Annotated in this window: 13 protein-coding genes; 1 reads left to right on the top strand and 12 read right to left on the bottom strand. The window is 66.4% G+C overall.

Annotated features, from left to right (window positions below; translation table 11 throughout):
- Position 1: 1 nt before the first annotated feature.
- From murC to coq7, 12 genes are all read right to left on the bottom strand, one after another.
- A complete protein-coding gene (gene murC, locus LGN19_RS25630; protein WP_174916804.1) occupies positions 2-1,399 on the bottom strand; it encodes a UDP-N-acetylmuramate--L-alanine ligase in 1,398 nt (465 codons plus the stop codon).
- Positions 1,396-2,499, bottom strand: a complete 1,104-nt coding sequence (gene murG, locus LGN19_RS25625; protein ID WP_226217805.1) for an undecaprenyldiphospho-muramoylpentapeptide beta-N-acetylglucosaminyltransferase — start codon at positions 2,497-2,499, stop codon at positions 1,396-1,398. The genes murC and murG overlap by 4 nt, the downstream gene beginning before the upstream one ends.
- Positions 2,496-3,779, bottom strand: a complete 1,284-nt coding sequence (ftsW, locus tag LGN19_RS25620; RefSeq protein WP_226217804.1) for a putative lipid II flippase FtsW — start codon at positions 3,777-3,779, stop codon at positions 2,496-2,498. Before ftsW ends, murG begins: the two co-directional genes overlap by 4 nt.
- Positions 3,776-5,290 carry a UDP-N-acetylmuramoyl-L-alanine--D-glutamate ligase gene (gene murD / locus LGN19_RS25615; RefSeq protein WP_226217802.1) on the bottom strand — a complete coding sequence of 505 codons (1,515 nt, stop codon included), beginning with the start codon at positions 5,288-5,290 and terminating at the stop codon, positions 3,776-3,778. Before murD ends, ftsW begins: the two co-directional genes overlap by 4 nt.
- Before the next feature lie 28 nt (positions 5,291-5,318).
- Positions 5,319-6,488: a phospho-N-acetylmuramoyl-pentapeptide-transferase gene (gene mraY / locus LGN19_RS25610; protein ID WP_006477019.1), complete on the bottom strand. Its 1,170-nt coding sequence runs from the start codon at positions 6,486-6,488 to the stop codon at positions 5,319-5,321.
- Between the two features lie 16 nt (positions 6,489-6,504).
- A complete protein-coding gene (locus tag LGN19_RS25605; RefSeq protein ID WP_226217800.1) occupies positions 6,505-7,911 on the bottom strand; it encodes a UDP-N-acetylmuramoyl-tripeptide--D-alanyl-D-alanine ligase in 1,407 nt (468 codons plus the stop codon).
- The gene (locus LGN19_RS25600; RefSeq protein ID WP_122944393.1) at positions 7,908-9,446 is read right to left on the bottom strand and encodes a UDP-N-acetylmuramoyl-L-alanyl-D-glutamate--2,6-diaminopimelate ligase; all 1,539 of its coding nucleotides are present in this window, start codon (positions 9,444-9,446) and stop codon (positions 7,908-7,910) included. Before LGN19_RS25600 ends, LGN19_RS25605 begins: the two co-directional genes overlap by 4 nt.
- Complete coding sequence (locus LGN19_RS25595; RefSeq protein WP_122944392.1) at positions 9,443-11,290, bottom strand: peptidoglycan D,D-transpeptidase FtsI family protein; 1,848 nt, start codon at positions 11,288-11,290, stop codon at positions 9,443-9,445. The genes LGN19_RS25600 and LGN19_RS25595 overlap by 4 nt, the downstream gene beginning before the upstream one ends.
- Positions 11,287-11,628 carry a cell division protein FtsL gene (gene ftsL / locus LGN19_RS25590; protein ID WP_122944391.1) on the bottom strand — a complete coding sequence of 114 codons (342 nt, stop codon included), beginning with the start codon at positions 11,626-11,628 and terminating at the stop codon, positions 11,287-11,289. Before ftsL ends, LGN19_RS25595 begins: the two co-directional genes overlap by 4 nt.
- Positions 11,625-12,566, bottom strand: coding sequence for a 16S rRNA (cytosine(1402)-N(4))-methyltransferase RsmH (gene rsmH / locus LGN19_RS25585; protein ID WP_226217799.1), 942 nt, complete (start codon positions 12,564-12,566; stop codon positions 11,625-11,627). Before rsmH ends, ftsL begins: the two co-directional genes overlap by 4 nt.
- A gap of 23 nt (positions 12,567-12,589) precedes the next feature.
- Positions 12,590-13,018 carry a division/cell wall cluster transcriptional repressor MraZ gene (mraZ, locus tag LGN19_RS25580; protein WP_006487094.1) on the bottom strand — a complete coding sequence of 143 codons (429 nt, stop codon included), beginning with the start codon at positions 13,016-13,018 and terminating at the stop codon, positions 12,590-12,592.
- 386 nt (positions 13,019-13,404) lie between these two features.
- Positions 13,405-14,031, bottom strand: coding sequence for a 2-polyprenyl-3-methyl-6-methoxy-1,4-benzoquinone monooxygenase (gene coq7, locus LGN19_RS25575; RefSeq protein WP_027788457.1), 627 nt, complete (start codon positions 14,029-14,031; stop codon positions 13,405-13,407).
- A gap of 276 nt (positions 14,032-14,307) precedes the next feature.
- On the opposite strand from coq7, the gene LGN19_RS25570 reads away from it, so the two are divergent.
- Complete coding sequence (locus LGN19_RS25570; RefSeq protein WP_122944389.1) at positions 14,308-15,459, top strand: porin; 1,152 nt, start codon at positions 14,308-14,310, stop codon at positions 15,457-15,459.
- Positions 15,460-15,809 lie beyond the last annotated feature (350 nt).

The following is a 15,809-nucleotide window of genomic DNA, read 5'->3' as shown; positions in this document are numbered from 1 at the left end:
GTCATGCCTTCTGTTGAGTGTGCTGCGCAACCTTCGCCGGCACGCCGCCGATCGAACCCGCGCCCATCGTGATCACCACGTCGCCGTTCTGCGCGACCTTCGCCAATGCGTCCGGCACGTCGTCGACCGTCGCGACGAACACCGGGTCAACCTTCCCCACCGTGCGCAGCGCACGCGACAGCGCGTCGCCGTTGGCGGTCGAGATCGCCGCCTCGCCGGCCGCGTAGACTTCGGTCAGCACCAGCGCATCGACCGTCGACAGCACGTTGACGAAATCGTCGAAGCAGTCGCGCGTGCGCGTGTAGCGGTGCGGCTGGAACGCCAGCACGAGGCGGCGGCCCGGGAACGCACCGCGCGCGGCCGCGATCGTCGCGGCCATTTCGACCGGGTGATGGCCGTAGTCGTCGATCAGCGTGTACTGGCCGCCGTCCGCGGTCGGCACTTCGCCGTAGCGCTGGAAGCGCCGGCCGACGCCGTTGAATTCCGCCAGCGCCAGCTGGATCGCGTCGTCCGACACGCCGAGATCGGTCGCGATCGCGATCGCCGCGAGCGCGTTCTGCACGTTGTGCAGGCCCGGCATGTTCAGCACGACCGCGAGCGGTGCGCGCCCTTCGCGGATCACCGTGAAATGCATGCGGCCGTCGCGCGCATCGATGTCTTCCGCACGCACCTGCGCATCCGGCGACAGCCCGTAGCGCACGACCGGCTTCGAGATGAACGGGATGATCTGCCGCACGTTCGGATCGTCGACGCACACGACCGCGCTGCCGTAGAACGGCAGGCGCTGCGTGAATTCGATGAACGCCTGCTTGAGCCGCGCGAAATCGTGGCCGTAGGTGTCCATGTGGTCGGCGTCGATGTTCGTGATGACTTCGATCACCGGATACAGGTTCAGGAACGACGCGTCCGATTCGTCGGCCTCGGCAACGATGAAATCGCCCGTGCCGAGCCGCGCGTTCGCGCCGGCGCTGATCAGCCGGCCGCCGATCACGAAGGTCGGATCGAGCCCGCCCGCCGCGAGCACGCTCGCGACGAGGCTCGTCGTCGTGGTCTTGCCGTGCGTGCCGGCGATCGCGATGCCCTGCTTCAGGCGCATCAGCTCGGCCAGCATCACCGCGCGCTGCACGATCGGCACGCGCTTCGCGCGCGCGGCCAGCACTTCCGGGTTGTCCGAACGCACGGCCGTCGACACGACGACCGCGTTCGCGCCCTCGATGTTCGCCGCGTCGTGGCCGATCGCGATCCGTGCGCCGAGCGCCTGGAGACGATCGGTCACCGCGTTGCGCGACAGGTCCGAGCCGCTGACCTCGTAGCCGAGATTGACGAGCACTTCGGCGATGCCGCTCATGCCCGCGCCGCCGATCCCGACGAAATGAATGTGTTTGACGATGTGTTTCATTGCAGTGTTTCCAGGTTCGCGCCAGCCGCCTTCGCGCACACGCGCGCGACTTCGTCGGTGGCCTCGGGCTTCGCCAGCGAGCGCGAACGTTCCGCCATGTCCGCGAGCGATGCCCGCGACTGGCCGCGCAGCCAGTCGGCGAGCAGTTCCGCCGACAGGTCGCGTTGTTGTACCAGCACGGCCGCGCCCGCATCGGCGAGGAACGCGGCGTTGGTCGTCTGGTGATCGTCGACCGCGTACGGGAACGGCACGAACAGCGCCGCCACGCCCACCGCCGCGATCTCCGACACCGTCATCGCGCCCGACCGGCAGATCACGAGATCCGCCGCCGCATACGCGGCCGCCATGTCGTCGATGAACGGCACGAGCCGCACGTCTTCGCCGGCCGCGAAACCGGCCGCTTCGTAATTCGCCTTCAGCGCGTCGATGTGCTTCGCGCCGGCCTGGTGCACGATGCGCGGGCGTTCACCCGGCGTCAGCATCGCCAGCGCGCGCGGCACGACTTCATTCAGCGCGGCCGCCCCGAGGCTGCCGCCGACGACCAGCACGTTCAGCGGACCGCTGCGCGAGGCATAGCGTGCTTTGGGTGCTTCCGTGCGCGCAAGTTCCGCGCGAATCGGGTTGCCCGTCCATTCCGCGTGCGGCAGCGCGCCGGGGAACGCGACGAGCACGCGTTTCGCGAATTTCGCGAGCACCTTGTTCGTCAGGCCCGCGATCGAATTCTGTTCATGCAGCACGAGCGGACGCCCCGACAGTGCGGTCATCACGCCCGCCGGGAACGTGATGTAGCCGCCCATCCCGAGCACGACGTCGGGCCGCACGCGCCGCAGCGCGGCAAGGCTCTGCCCGCACGCGCGCAGCAGGTTGAACGGCAGCGTCAGCTTGGTCTTCAGACCCTTGCCGCGCAGCCCGCCGAACCGCACGTATTCCATCGGAATGCCGTGCTTCGGCACGAGCGTCGCTTCCATCCCGGTCGGATTGCCGAGCCACACGACGCGCCAACCCGCCGCTTCCATCCGGTGCGCGACCGCGAGCCCCGGGAACACGTGGCCCCCGGTACCGCCTGCCATCACCATCAGCGTGCGTTGCGACGCGGTCATACCTTCCCTCCGCGCATCAGCACCCGGTTTTCGTAGTCGACCCGCAGCAGCACTGCGAGCGCAACACAGTTCAGCAAAATGCCCGAGCCGCCGTAGCTCACGAGCGGCAACGTCAGGCCCTTGGTCGGCAGCAGCCCGAGGTTCACCCCCATGTTGATGAAGGTCTGCGCGCCGAACCAGATACCGATGCCCTTCGCGGTCAGGCCCGCGAACGTGCGATCGAGTGCGAGCGCCTGGCGGCCGATCTCGAACGCGCGGCGCACGATCCAGTAGAACAGCAGGATCACGACCAGCACGCCGACGAAACCGAGCTCCTCGCCGATCACCGCGAGGATGAAGTCGGTATGCGCTTCCGGCAGGTAGTTCAGCTTCTCGACGCTGCCGCCGAGGCCGACGCCGAACCACTCGCCGCGGCCGAACGCGATCAGCGAGTGCGTGAGCTGGTACGCCTTGCCCTGCGCATAGCGCTCGTCCCACGGATCGAGGTACGCGAAGATCCGCTCGCGACGCCACGGCGACAGCCACACCAGCATCGTGAAGGTACCGACCGCCGTCGCGACGAGGCCGCCGAACAGCTTGCCGTTCACGCCGCCGAGGAACAGCACGCCCATCGCGATCGCCGCGACCACCATGAACGCGCCCATGTCCGGCTCGAGCAGCAGCAGCGCGCCGACCAGGCCGACCGCGAACGCCATCGGCAGGAAGCCCTTGGCGAAGCTCTGCATGTATTCCTGCTTGCGCACCGTGTAGTTCGCCGCGTAGATCGTCACCGCGAGCTTCATGATTTCCGACGGCTGCATGTTCGTGATGCCGAGCGGAATCCAGCGGCGCGCGCCGTTCACGCCCTTGCCGATGTGCGGAATCAGCACGATCACGAGGCTGACGAGCGCGATCAGGAAGAGATGCGGCGCGTATTTATCCCACGTCGACACCGGCACGCGGAACGCGATCACCGCCGCGATGAACGCGACGACGAGCGAGATGCAGTGACGCATCAGGAACGCGTAATCGTGATACGACGCGTATTTCGGCGAATCGGGCATCGCGATCGACGCCGAATACACCATCACGACGCCGAGCCCGAGCAGCGCGATCGCGACCCACAGCAGCGAGTAGTCGAAGTCCAGCATCCGCGAACGGCTCGGGCGCACGCCGTTGACGACGCTCGCGAGGCCGCCCGTCGCGGCACGCGTGGCGGATGCAACGCGGCCGCCCGCGGCATTGCCGCCGGTGTCGCGGCGATCGTTGAAACGGGAGACGAGGCGATCGGACCAGCTCATGGCGTCGCTCCTTTGTCGATGGCGATTTCGTCGACCGCCGCGCGGAACACATCCGCGCGATGGGCGTAGTTCCTGAACATGTCGAGGCTCGCGCAGGCGGGCGACAGCAACACCGCATCGCCCGGTTCGGCGAGGTCGGCCGCCGCGTGCACCGCGCCTTCGAGCGTCGCGTGGTCGGCGAGCGGCACGCCCGTTTCGGCGAGCGTGTCGCGGATCGCCGGTGCGTCACGGCCGATCAGCATCACCGCGCGGCACCAGCGCGCGACCGGCGCGACCAGCGGTGCGAAGTCCTGCCCCTTGCCGTCGCCGCCCGCGATCAGCACGATCTTCTGCGCAAGCCCGTCGAGCGCGGCAACCGTCGCGCCGACGTTCGTGCCCTTGCTGTCGTCGACGTAATCCACGTCGTCGATCGTCGCGATCACTTCGACGCGGTGCGCCTCGCCGCGGTATTCGCGCAGCGCGTGCAGCAGCGGCGCGGCCGGCAGGTCGATCGCACGTGCGAGCGCGAATGCGGCCAGCGCGTTCGCCGCGTTGTGCAGCCCGCGGATGCGCAGCGCGTCGGCCGGCATCAGGCGCTTCTGCGCGATGTCCGGCGTATGCGCGGCGTCGCGCTTGCGCCGGCGGGTCGTCGTCGCGACTTCGTCCGGCGCGTCGCGATCGACGGCTTCGACCAGCCACGCGATGCCGTTGTCGCGCGACAGCCCGTAGTCGCCGTCCTGCACCGGTTCGTTCAGGCCGAACGTGACCGTGCGCGGCGCGTCGGCCGCGCCGACTGCCGGCGCGAACTTCATCACGGCCGCATCGTCGCGGTTCAGCACGCGCGTCGTCGTCGCGCCGAAGATCCGGCCCTTTGCCCGCGCGTACGCGTCGAAGCTGCCGTGCCAGTCGAGGTGGTCCTGCGTGATGTTGAGGATCGCGGCCGCATCGGGCGCGAACGTGCGCGCGGTCTCGAGCTGGAAGCTCGACAGTTCGAGTACCCACACGTCGGGCAGCGCGGTTTCGTCGATCGCACCGGCGAGCCGGTCGAGCATCGCGGGGCTGATGTTGCCCGCGACGGCGACCTTCTTGCCCGAGCGCTGGCACAGCAGGCCCGTGAGGCTCGTCGTCGTGGTCTTGCCGTTGGTGCCCGTGATCGCGAGCACCTTCGGCTGGTAGCCGCTCGTGCCAAGCGCACGCAGCGCCTGTGCAAAGAATTCCAGTTCGCCCCACACCGCGATGCCCTGCTCGTTCGCGGCCGCGACCAGCGCCGCGAGTGCCGGCTCGAGCGGCGACAGCCCGGGGCTCAGCCCGACGATCTCGACGCCGCCGTCGAGCAGCGCGGGCGTGAACGCGCCGCCGACGAATTCCGCATCGATGCCTTCGGCCTGCAGCGCGGCAAGGTTCGGCGGCGCCTCGCGGGTATCGGCAATACGCAGCCGGCACCCGTGCCTCGCGCACCATCGCGCGATCGCGAGACCCGATTCCCCGAGCCCCAGTACGAGCACCATCGGCCGTTGCCGATCTCCAAACATCTCGCCAGACATCCTTGTTACCTTTCCTTTACCGCAGCTTGAGGGTGGTCAAACCGAACAGGCACAGCATCAACGTGATGATCCAGAAACGCACGACCACCTGCGTTTCCTTCCAGCCGGACAATTCGAAATGGTGGTGCAGCGGCGCCATCTTCAGCAGACGCCGCCCTTCGCCGTAGCGCTTTTTCGTGTACTTGAACCACGAAACCTGCAGCATCACCGACAACGTTTCCGCGACGAAGATGCCGCCCATGATGAACAGCACGATTTCCTGGCGCACGATCACCGCGACCGTGCCGAGCGCGCCGCCGAGCGCCAGCGCGCCGACGTCGCCCATGAACACCTGCGCGGGGTGCGTGTTGTACCAGAGGAACGCGAGCCCTGCCCCACCCATCGCGGAACAGAAAATCAGCAATTCGCCCGCGCCCGGAATGTGCGGGAACAGCAGGTATTTTGAATAGACCGCGCTGCCCATCACGTACGCGAACACACCCAGCGACGCGCCGACCAGCACGACCGGCATGATCACGAGGCCGTCGAGGCCGTCGGTCAGGTTCACCGCGTTGCTCGCGCCGACGATCACGAAGTAGGTCAGCACGATGAAGCCCCAGACGCCGAGCGGATAGCTGATCGACTTCAGGAACGGCAGCATCAGGTCGGCACGCGCCGGCAGCCCCATCGACAGGCCGCTCCGCACCCATGCCATGAACAGGTCGAACACGCGCACGTTGTTCGCCTCGGACACGCTGAACGCGAGGTAGACCGCCGCGAACAGCCCGATCACCGATTGCCAGAAATACTTCTCGCGCGACGACATCCCGCGCGGGTCCTTGTGGACGACCTTGCGGTAATCGTCGACCCAGCCGATCACGCCGAAACCAAACGTGACGAGCATCACGATCCAGATGAAACGGTTCGTCAGGTCGCCCCACAGCAGCGTCGCGACCGCGATGCCGATCAGGATCAGCACGCCGCCCATCGTCGGTGTGCCGGACTTGACGAGGTGCGTCTGCGGGCCGTCCTTGCGCACGGCCTGGCCGACCTTCATTTGCGTCAGCTTGCGGATCACCCACGGTCCGCACACGAGCCCGATCCCGAGCGCGGTGATGGTGGCCATCACCGCACGGAACGTGAGGTACGTGAACAAGCGCAAAAAGCTTGCGTCTCCTTGCAGCCATTGCGCCAGCGCCAGCAGCATGCTTCCTTCCTTCTACTCAGTGTGCAGCGGGCGCCGTGCCCGCCGCGGGTTGGTTCGTCAGCGCGTCGACCACGCGCTCCATCTTCATGTACCGCGAGCCCTTCACGAGCAGCGTCGCCTGCGCGCCGTAGCCCGCTGCGAGCAGTGCTTCAACCAGCGCGCCGACGTCGCCGAAATGGCGGGCCGTGTCGCCGTATGCCGTGCAGGCATCGCGCGACGCATCGCCGAGCGCGAACAGCGCATCGATCCCGCGCTCGCGCGCGTAGGCACCGACCTCGCGATGGAAAGCCGGCCCTTCGTCGCCGACCTCGCCCATGTCGCCGATCACCAGCACGCGCGGCGCCGGTTGTGCGGCGAGCACGTCGATCGCAGCACGCATCGAATCGGGATTCGCGTTGTACGTATCGTCGACGACCGTTGCACCCGCAAGGCTGCCGGCGATCGCCTGTTTCACCTGCAACCGGCCCTTGACCGGCTCGAACGATTCGAGGCCCTGCTTGATCGCCGACAGCGCAACGCCGGCGCCCAGCGCCGCGGCCGTCGCGGCCAGCGCGTTGCGCGCGTTGTGCTCGCCGAGCGCGCGCAGCCGCACCGTGACGGCGCCCGCGGGCGTGTCGATCAAGAGTTCGCCGCCGTGCAGACGGCCCGTGACCTGCGCGTCGTTCTGCCGTTCGGCATCGTGCAGCGCGAAATCGAGGATCCGGTTGCCGGTCGCCGCGACGCGCCAGATGCCCGCATACGCGTCATCGGCCGGGAACACTGCGACACCGTCCGGCGGCAGCGCGTGAATCACGGCCGCGTGTTCGAGCGCGACGGCTTCGACCGTCGCCATGAACTCCTGGTGCTCGCGCTGCGCGTTGTTGACGAGTGCGACCGTCGGCGCCGTGAGGCGCGCGAGAACTTCGGTCTCGCCCGGGTGATTCATCCCGATCTCGATCACCGCGAGACGATGCGCGGCCGACAGGCGCAGCAGCGTCAGCGGCAGGCCGACGTCGTTGTTCAGGTTGCCGGCCGTCGCGAGCCGCGCGTCGGCGCCGACCGCCGCCGCGAAGATCGACGCGATCATTTCCTTGACGGTCGTCTTGCCGTTGCTGCCCGTCACCGCGACGAGCGGCAACGCGAATCGTTTGCGCCAGCCGTGTGCGAGCGCGCCGAGCGCTGCACGCGTTTCGCCGCCCTCGATCGCCGGCATCGTGACGCCCGCCGGCACGTGCGCGACGAGCGCCGCTGCCGCACCGCGCGCAGCGACATCGCCGAGGAAGTCGTGCGCGTCGAAGCGCTCGCCTTTCAGCGCGACGAACAGGTCGCCGGGGCCGACCGTGCGGCTGTCCGTCGACACGCGGTCGAACGTGACACTCGAGTCGCCGTGGACAGTTGCGCCAGGGATCAGGCGAATGGCTTCGCCGAGACTGAGCATCGTCATTCGGCACCTCCCTTGCCATGCGTCGCGCGCGCTGCCAGCGCGAGCCGCGCGTGATCCTGGTCGGAGAACGTGCGTTTCTTGCCCATGATTTCCTGCGTGGCCTCGTGGCCCTTGCCGGCCAGCACGACGACATCCTCGCGTGCGGCGCCGCGCACAGCCTGCAGGATCGCGCTCGCGCGATCCTCGATACGGCGGGCGTGATCGGGCGCGGTCATGCCCGCGACGATCTGGTCGATGATGCGCTGCGGATCCTCGCTGCGCGGGTTGTCGCTCGTGACGACGGCTTCATCGGCGAGCCGCTCTGCGATCGCACCCATCAGCGGGCGCTTCGTCGCATCGCGATCGCCGCCGCAGCCGAACATGCAGACGAGCCGGCCGCCGCGCGCCGTCGCGATCGGGCGCAGCGCGTCGAGCGTCTTTTCGAGCGCGTCGGGCGTATGGGCGTAGTCGATCACGACGAGCGGTTCGTCGTTCTGCAGCCGGCCGCCGAGCCGCTGCATCCGGCCATTGACGGACTCGAGCCGCGCGATCTCGGCGAGCGCCGCGTCGAACGGCACGTCGGCCGCGAGCAGCGAGCCGAGCACGGCAAGCAGGTTGCTGACATTGAACGCGCCGAGCGTGCCGACTTCGACGTCGGCATCGCCCCACGACGAACGCAGGCGGAACGCCGTGCCGGTCGCGGTAGCTCGCACGTCGATCGCGACCAGTTCACGATCGGCGTCGGGCGCCGGTGCATCGCCGATCCCGTACGCGATCGTGCGCACGCGGCCGGCCAGTTTCTCGAGCAGGCGCTGGCCGGCTGCGTCATCGCGGTTGACGACCGCCGCACGCAGGCCGCGCCATGCGAACAGCTTCGCCTTCGCGGCCTCGTACGCATCGAACGTGCCGTGATAGTCGAGGTGATCCTGCGTGAGGTTCGTAAACACCGCGATGTCGAAGGCCGTACCGTTCACGCGCCCCTGGTGCAGCGCGTGCGACGACACTTCCATTGCCACCGCCTTCGCGCCCGCGTCGCGCAACTGCGCGAGGCTGCGCTGCAGTTGCGGCGCGTCGGGCGTCGTGAAACCCGTCGGCACGAGCTGGCCGGGCATCCCGGTGCCGAGCGTGCCGATCACCGCGCACGGCTGGTGCAGCGCCGTCAGCGCGGTGGCGATCCATTGCGTGCACGAGGTCTTCCCGTTCGTGCCGGTCACACCCACCGCGAGCAGGCTGTCGCTCGGATCGCCGTACCAGCCGCTGGCGATCTCGCCGGCGAGCTGGTCGAGCGCCGGCACGGCCAGTGCAACGGGCACCGCCGGCGCCGCGTCCAGCCCTTCCGGCTGAAACAGCACCGCGGCCGCACCGCGTGCGACGGCGTCGACGATGAAGGCACGATTGTCGGCCCCGTCGACTGCATATGCGACAAACACGTCGCCAGCCTTGAGGCTGCGCGTGTCGGCATGCAGTTGCGCGGCGGGGGCCACATGCTGACGCAGCCACGCAAGCGCGGCTGCGATCTGCTGATGCGCCGGATGGGAACTGCGAGCGGCGCTCATCGAACAACTCCTGGTGAATTACGCGTCGTGCTGGACACGATCATATGCTTCGCACCGCCGCCCGCGGCCAGCTTTTGCGGCCCCGTCGCAGATGGTGCTGCCGGCGAATCGTCAGACACGACGAGCTGCTTGATCGGCATGTTCGGCGGCACGTTCAGCGCACGCATCGTGTCGCCGGCGATCGCCGAGAATACGGGGCCGGACACCTGGCCGCCGAAGTGGCTGCCGGCCGTCGGCTCGTCGACCGATACCGCGACGACGATGCGCGGATTCGGCATCGGCGCCATCCCGACGAACGACGCGCGGTACTTGCGCGTATAGCCGTGACCTTCATGCTTGTACGCGGTGCCGCTCTTGCCGCCGACGCGATAGCCCGGCACGGCCGCATCGGGCGACGTGCCGCCCGGCGCCACCACTGTCTCGAGCATCGCGCGCACTTCACGCGCAGTGGTCGGGTTGAACACCTGCGTACCCACGACCGGCTGGTTGGGGTCGGTCTTGAAAATGGTCACGGGCATCAGCTCGCCGTCATGCGCGATCGCCGTGTACGCACGCGCGAGCTGGAACAGCGACACCGACAGGCCGTAGCCGTACGACATCGTCGCCTGTTCGATGCGACGCCAGCTCTTCCACGGACGCAGGCGGCCGGCCACCGCGCCCGGGAACCCGACCTTCGGCGCCTGGCCGAGGCCGATGCTCGTATACATATTCCACATTTCCTCGGGCCGCATCGTCATCGCGATCTTCGTTGCGCCGATGTTGCTCGACTTCTGGATCACGCCGCCGACCGTCAGCGTGCCGAAACCCGCGTCGTCGGTGATCGGCGCGCCGTCGAGCACGAAATGCCCGTTGCCCGTCTCGACGAGCGTGTTCGGCGTCACGCGGTGCAGGTCGAGCGCGAGCGACACCGTAAACGGCTTCATGATCGAGCCCGGCTCGAACACGTCGGTCATGATCCGGTTGCGCAACTGCTCGCCCGTCATCCGCGAGCGGTCGTTCGGGTTGTACGTCGGGTAGTTGACGAGTGCGAGCACCTCGCCGGTGCGCACGTCGACGACCATCGCCGCGCCGGCCTTCGCCTTGAACTTCTCGACGGCGGCCTTCAGGTTCGCGTATGCGATGTACTGGATCTTGCTGTCGATCGACAGGTCGACGTCGGTGCCGTTGTGCGGCGGGATCTGCTCGGCGACGTCCTCGACGATGTGCCCCATCCGGTCCTTGATCACGCGACGCACGCCCGACGTGCCGGACAGCATCTTCTGGTCGCCCAGTTCGATGCCCTCCTGCCCTTCGTCCTCGACGTTCGTGAAGCCGATCAGGTGAGCGGTGATCTCGCCTTCCGGATAGAAGCGCTTGTATTCGTTGCGCTGATAGATACCGGGTATGTCGAGCGCGGCGACCTTGTCGGCGACGTCGATCGGCACCTGGCGCTTGACGTAGACGAAACCCTTGTCTTCCGACAGCTTCACGCGCAGTTCCTTCGGCGTCATGCCGAGGAGCTTGCCGAGCTGGTTGACCTTGTCGGCGTCGAGATCGTCCGGCACCGCGTCGGGAATCGCCCAGATCGCGCGCACGGGCAGACTCGTCGCGAGCACGAGCCCGTTACGGTCGAGGATCTTGCCGCGCGTCGCCGGCAGATCGATCGTGCGCTGGTAGCGGCTTTCGCCCTGCTTCCGATAGAACGCGTTGCCGGGCCCCTGGATCCAGAACGCGCGCGCGGCCAGCGCGACGAACGCCATGAACAGCAGGAACACGACGAACTTCGAGCGCCACATCGGCAGATGCACGCCCAGCACGGGGCTCGACGAGAACTTCACGTTCTGGCGCTTCTGGGACGGCTTCATCGCGCGCCCCCCTTGCCCTTGCCGGCCGTGTCCGCCGAAGCCGGGATCGGCGCATCGATCGCCTTCGCGGCGCCCGGCGGCAGCGTCAGGTATTGCGTGCGGCCGGTCGTGATCGGCTGCATCTTCAGCGAGTCGTTCGCAAGCTGCTCGATGCGCGACGTCTTCGACAGCGCGCTCTGCTGATATTGAAGCTGCGCGTAGTCCTGCTGGAGCTGACGCTCCTGCGACTGCGCACGCTGCAGCTGGATGAAGAACTGGCGCTGCTGGTTCGTCGAATTGACGACCGACAGCGCGCAACCCATCACGATGATCAGCAGGAAGATATTGAAGCGGCTCATGGCGTGACGCGCTCCGCAATGCGCATCACGGCCGAACGGGCACGCGGATTCGCCGTCACTTCCGCTTCGCTCGGGAAATGACGGCCGATGATCTTGAGCGGGGGGCTCGGGAGGTCGACGGCACGGATCGGCAGGCGACGATCGACCGCAGGCGCACTCGCGTGCGCCTGCATGAATCGCTTGACGATCCGGTCCTCGAGTGAATGAAAGCTGATGACCACCAGCCGCCCCCCTTGATCCAGCAACGACAGTGCCGCGTCTAGTACGACTTGCAGGTCCGCAAGCTCTTGATTGACGTGAATCCGTATAGCCTGAAAGGTGCGGGTTGCCGGATCCTTGCCCTTCTCACGGGTTTTGACGACGTGACCCACGATTTGGGCAAGCTCGCCCGTGGTGTCGAGAGGCCCAAGACGGTCGGACTCTGCCCGGCGAGCAACAAGCGCCTTTGCAATCTGAAAAGCAAACCGTTCTTCCCCATAATCCCGTATCACCTCCGTCAATTCCTGCACCGAAACCCGTGCGAGCCATTCCGCCGCCGACTCGCCGCGCGTCGGATCCATCCGCATGTCCAGCGGACCATCGGCGCGGAAGCTGAAGCCGCGCGCCGGATCGTCCACCTGCGGCGAGGACACGCCCAGGTCGAGCAACACACCCGACACCTTCTCGACGCCGCGCGCCGCAAGCGCGTCGCGCATCGATGCAAAGCTGTCATGCACGATCGAGAAGCGCGCATCCTCGATGCCCTGCGCCGTCTCGATCGCTCTCGGATCCTTGTCGAACGCGATCAGCCGCCCGGCCGGCGCCAGCCGCGCGAGCACCGCGCGGCTATGGCCGCCGCGCCCGAACGTGCCGTCGACATAGATGCCGTCCGGTCGCGTCACGAGCGAGTCGACCGCTTCGTCCAACAACACGGTCCGATGTTGCAATTCGTTTCCCATCGCGGGCGTCTCCGTCACCGCAATCAGAACGTGAAATTCTTCAGCGCGTCGGGCATGCCCTGCGCCATCGCTGCCTGCTCCTTCGCGTTGTAGGTTTGCGAATCCCACAGCTCGAAGTGACTACCCATTCCCAACAACATGACTTCCTTTTCCAGTCCGGCTGCCATGCGCAGCTCGGGCGATACGAGAATCCGGCCCGCGCTGTCGAGATCGACATCCATCGCATTGCCGAGAAAAATGCGCCGCCACCAGTGCGCGTCCATCGGCAGCGCGGCGATCTTGGCGCGGAATACTTCCCATTCGGGGCGCGGAAACAGCAACAGGCAGCCGTCCGGGTGCTTGGTCACAGTCACCCGTCCTTCTGCCTGTCCTTGCAGCGCTTCGCGATAGCGAGCCGGCACCGACATCCGCCCTTTCGCATCGAGCGTCAGCGCCGACGCCCCTTGGAACACTTTCCGCTCTCCCGTTCAGGGCACCGAAGCACCCGCTACATGCTGAGAATTTAGCCGGAATAGCCCGCCAAATCACACAAAAATACACTTTCTCACACTGTCTCCCACTTTAGAGGAAGGGTGTGGCACGGTCAAGGGAGCGGCCCGCATTTTTGACGAATTTTGTTAGTTAGAACAAGGACTTACGCGCACATGCTCATGCGGCCCCTCATTCCAAAAACCGTTATAAATGAATGAGCTAGTGCAACTTGTGAAGGTGATACGTGAGAAAGACGGGCCAGACGGGTGTGCGGACGGGGCTTTCGGGGGCGGGAAAACGAGGAATAAACGGGCGGTATCAGCGGTGGGGAACCGGGGCGACGTCACGCATCGCCCCGGTGTGAATCTCACAGATAGTACGCAGTGCTCGTCATGACTTTCGATGCGGCGCGCATCAGCATCCGTGCGGGCAGCGGCAGTTCGATCCCGCCTGCGTCGGCCGCGGCCTTGCCGTGCTTCACTTCGTCGATACGCATCTGGTCGACGATCGCACGCGACGCGGTATCGGCCGCCGGCAACTCGGACATATGGCCTTCGAGATGACTCTCGACCTGCCGTTCGGTCTCGGCCATGAAGCCAAGGCTGACCTTGTCGCCAAGCGCGCCGGCCGCCACGCCGATCGCGAGCGAACCCGCATACCAGAGCGGGTTCAGCAGGCTCGGACGCGAGTCGAGCTCTTTCAGGCGGTGCGCGGTCCACGCGAGGTGGTCCTCCTCCTCGCGCGCGGCTTCCTCGAACATCGCCTTCGCCGATGCCGTGCGCGCGGTGAGTTTCTGCGCCTGGTAGAGCGCCTGCGCGCAGACCTCGCCGACGTGGTTCACGCGCATCAGCCCGGCGGCATGCGTGCGCTCCGCAGGCGTCAGCTCGACGGCCGGCGCCTCGGCCGGTGCGGGCACCGGGCGGCTCATCCGGCTAATGCCGGTCAGCGATCGCAGGCCGCGATCGAATTCGCTGATCAGTTCATCAAACACCATCCTGTTCTCCTGGCTGCAGGTGCTGCCGCGAGCGGCAAGGGCACGAGTCCGCTGCGTAACCGACTTGATTATTCAGCGGAAATTGCGGTTAACCCGTGATTTTAACCATTGTTGCATAAAGGAAACATGGCGGCCTTGCGCTGCGGCATTTCGCTTTGTGGCAAAAAACGGTTTTGCTACATTACGTGCGACTTCTTGCGAAGTTGATGGGGCCCGTCAACAGAACATAACTATCTGCCCCGCCAAAAAAATTCAGTGATTCTTGGAGATCCGTTAATGAAAAAGTCGCTTCTCGCGCTCGTCGCGCTGGGCGCGTTCGCTGGCGCTGCCCATGCGCAAAGCAGCGTGACGCTTTACGGCATCATCGATGAAGGCCTGCTCTTCAACAACAACGCAGGCGGCAAGCACCTGTACAGCATGGCCAGCGGCGTGATGCAAGGCAGCCGCTTCGGCATGCGCGGCACCGAAGACCTCGGTGGCGGCCTGAAGGCGATCTTCACCCTCGAAAACGGTTTCGACGTGAACAGCGGCAAGCTCGGTCAGGGCGGCCTGATGTTCGGTCGTCAGGCTTATGTGGGCCTGTCGAGCCAGTACGGTACGGTCACGCTGGGTCGTCAGTACGACTCCGTCGTCGACTTCGTCGGCCCGCTCGAGGCAGGTGACCAGTGGGGTGGCTACATCGCCGCTCACCCGGGTGACCTCGACAACTTCAACAACGCCTATCGCGTGAACAACGCGGTCAAGTTCACGAGCAACACCTACGGCGGCATCTCGTTCGGCGGCATGTACAGCTTCGGCGGTCAAGCCGGCCAGTTCGCGAAGAACCAGGTCTGGTCGCTCGGCGCAGGCTACAACAACGGCCCGCTGGTGTTGGGCGTCGGTTACTTGAACGCACGTACGCCGAACCAGTTCGGCGGCATGTTCAACAACGGTTCCGCGTCTTCGTCGGTCTCGTCGCCGATCTACGGCGCATACGCGAACAACGCGAACACGTACCAGGTCATCGGTGCGGGCGGCGCCTACACGTTCGGCGCAGCGACGATCGGCGCGACGTACTCGAACACGAAGTTCAAGGGCTTCTCGGCAGGCCCGTTCGTGAACCAGTCCGCGACGTTCAACAACGGCGAACTCAACTTCAAGTATCAGCTGACTCCGGCGTTGATTCTCGGCGCGGCGTACGACTACACGCAGGGCAGCAAGATCAACGGCAGCTCGGCAGCCAAGTATCACCAGGGCTCGCTGGGTGTCGACTACTTCCTGTCGAAGCGCACCGACGTCTACGCGATCGGCGTGTACCAGCACGCATCGGGCAACGTGCTCGACGCGAACGGCAACGTGATCCAGGCAACCGCAGCGATCAACGGTCTCGCAGGTTCGAGCACCAGCAACCAGGTTGCAGCACGCGTCGGTATCCGTCACAAGTTCTAATCAGCTTGCCTGACAAGCCGCAGCATATTGAAGGCGCCTTCGGGCGCCTTTTTCTTTTCCGGTCGGCGCAGCCGCCAAGCTAAAGCGCGGTGAGCCGTATCGACCGCGACGCGCCCGTCGTGGAGGCGCCCTGCCGTCTTACCGCGCCGATAGGCACTGCCGCCGCAGCGAGCCCATTCCGAAAGCAAGCCTCGTTCGGAAACGGCCACTTCGGAACCACGCCGTGTCAAGTCCTGGAATAGGTTGACAGTGTTCACCCGCTAAACGCCCGATGCACCGCATCGGGCGTTTTGTATTTGAGGGCGGCATGTGGCCGCTCGCAGTTGTAGATGTTCACCGACTGTTCGACC

Origin of the sequence: Burkholderia sp. AU30198, from assembly GCF_020419825.1 — a bacterium.
GTDB lineage: Bacteria > Pseudomonadota > Gammaproteobacteria > Burkholderiales > Burkholderiaceae > Burkholderia.
The sequence above is the reverse complement of the archived record's forward strand: the minus strand, read 5'-3'. Positions and strand labels throughout refer to the sequence as shown.

Bases quoted from the DNA above. Each gene is read 5' to 3' on its own strand.
- murC (WP_174916804.1), bottom strand. From the start codon at position 1,399: ATGAAACACATCGTCAAACACATTCATTTCGTCGGGATCGGCGGCGCG.
- murG (WP_226217805.1), bottom strand. From the start codon at position 2,499: ATGACCGCGTCGCAACGCACGCTGATGGTGATGGCAGGCGGTACCGGG.
- ftsW (WP_226217804.1), bottom strand. From the start codon at position 3,779: ATGAGCTGGTCCGATCGCCTCGTCTCCCGTTTCAACGATCGCCGCGAC.
- murD (WP_226217802.1), bottom strand. From the start codon at position 5,290: ATGTTTGGAGATCGGCAACGGCCGATGGTGCTCGTACTGGGGCTCGGG.
- mraY (WP_006477019.1), bottom strand. From the start codon at position 6,488: ATGCTGCTGGCGCTGGCGCAATGGCTGCAAGGAGACGCAAGCTTTTTG.
- LGN19_RS25605 (WP_226217800.1), bottom strand. From the start codon at position 7,911: ATGACGATGCTCAGTCTCGGCGAAGCCATTCGCCTGATCCCTGGCGCA.
- LGN19_RS25600 (WP_122944393.1), bottom strand. From the start codon at position 9,446: ATGAGCGCCGCTCGCAGTTCCCATCCGGCGCATCAGCAGATCGCAGCC.
- LGN19_RS25595 (WP_122944392.1), bottom strand. From the start codon at position 11,290: ATGAAGCCGTCCCAGAAGCGCCAGAACGTGAAGTTCTCGTCGAGCCCC.
- ftsL (WP_122944391.1), bottom strand. From the start codon at position 11,628: ATGAGCCGCTTCAATATCTTCCTGCTGATCATCGTGATGGGTTGCGCG.
- rsmH (WP_226217799.1), bottom strand. From the start codon at position 12,566: ATGGGAAACGAATTGCAACATCGGACCGTGTTGTTGGACGAAGCGGTC.
- coq7 (WP_027788457.1), bottom strand. From the start codon at position 14,031: ATGGTGTTTGATGAACTGATCAGCGAATTCGATCGCGGCCTGCGATCG.
- LGN19_RS25570 (WP_122944389.1), top strand. From the start codon at position 14,308: ATGAAAAAGTCGCTTCTCGCGCTCGTCGCGCTGGGCGCGTTCGCTGGC.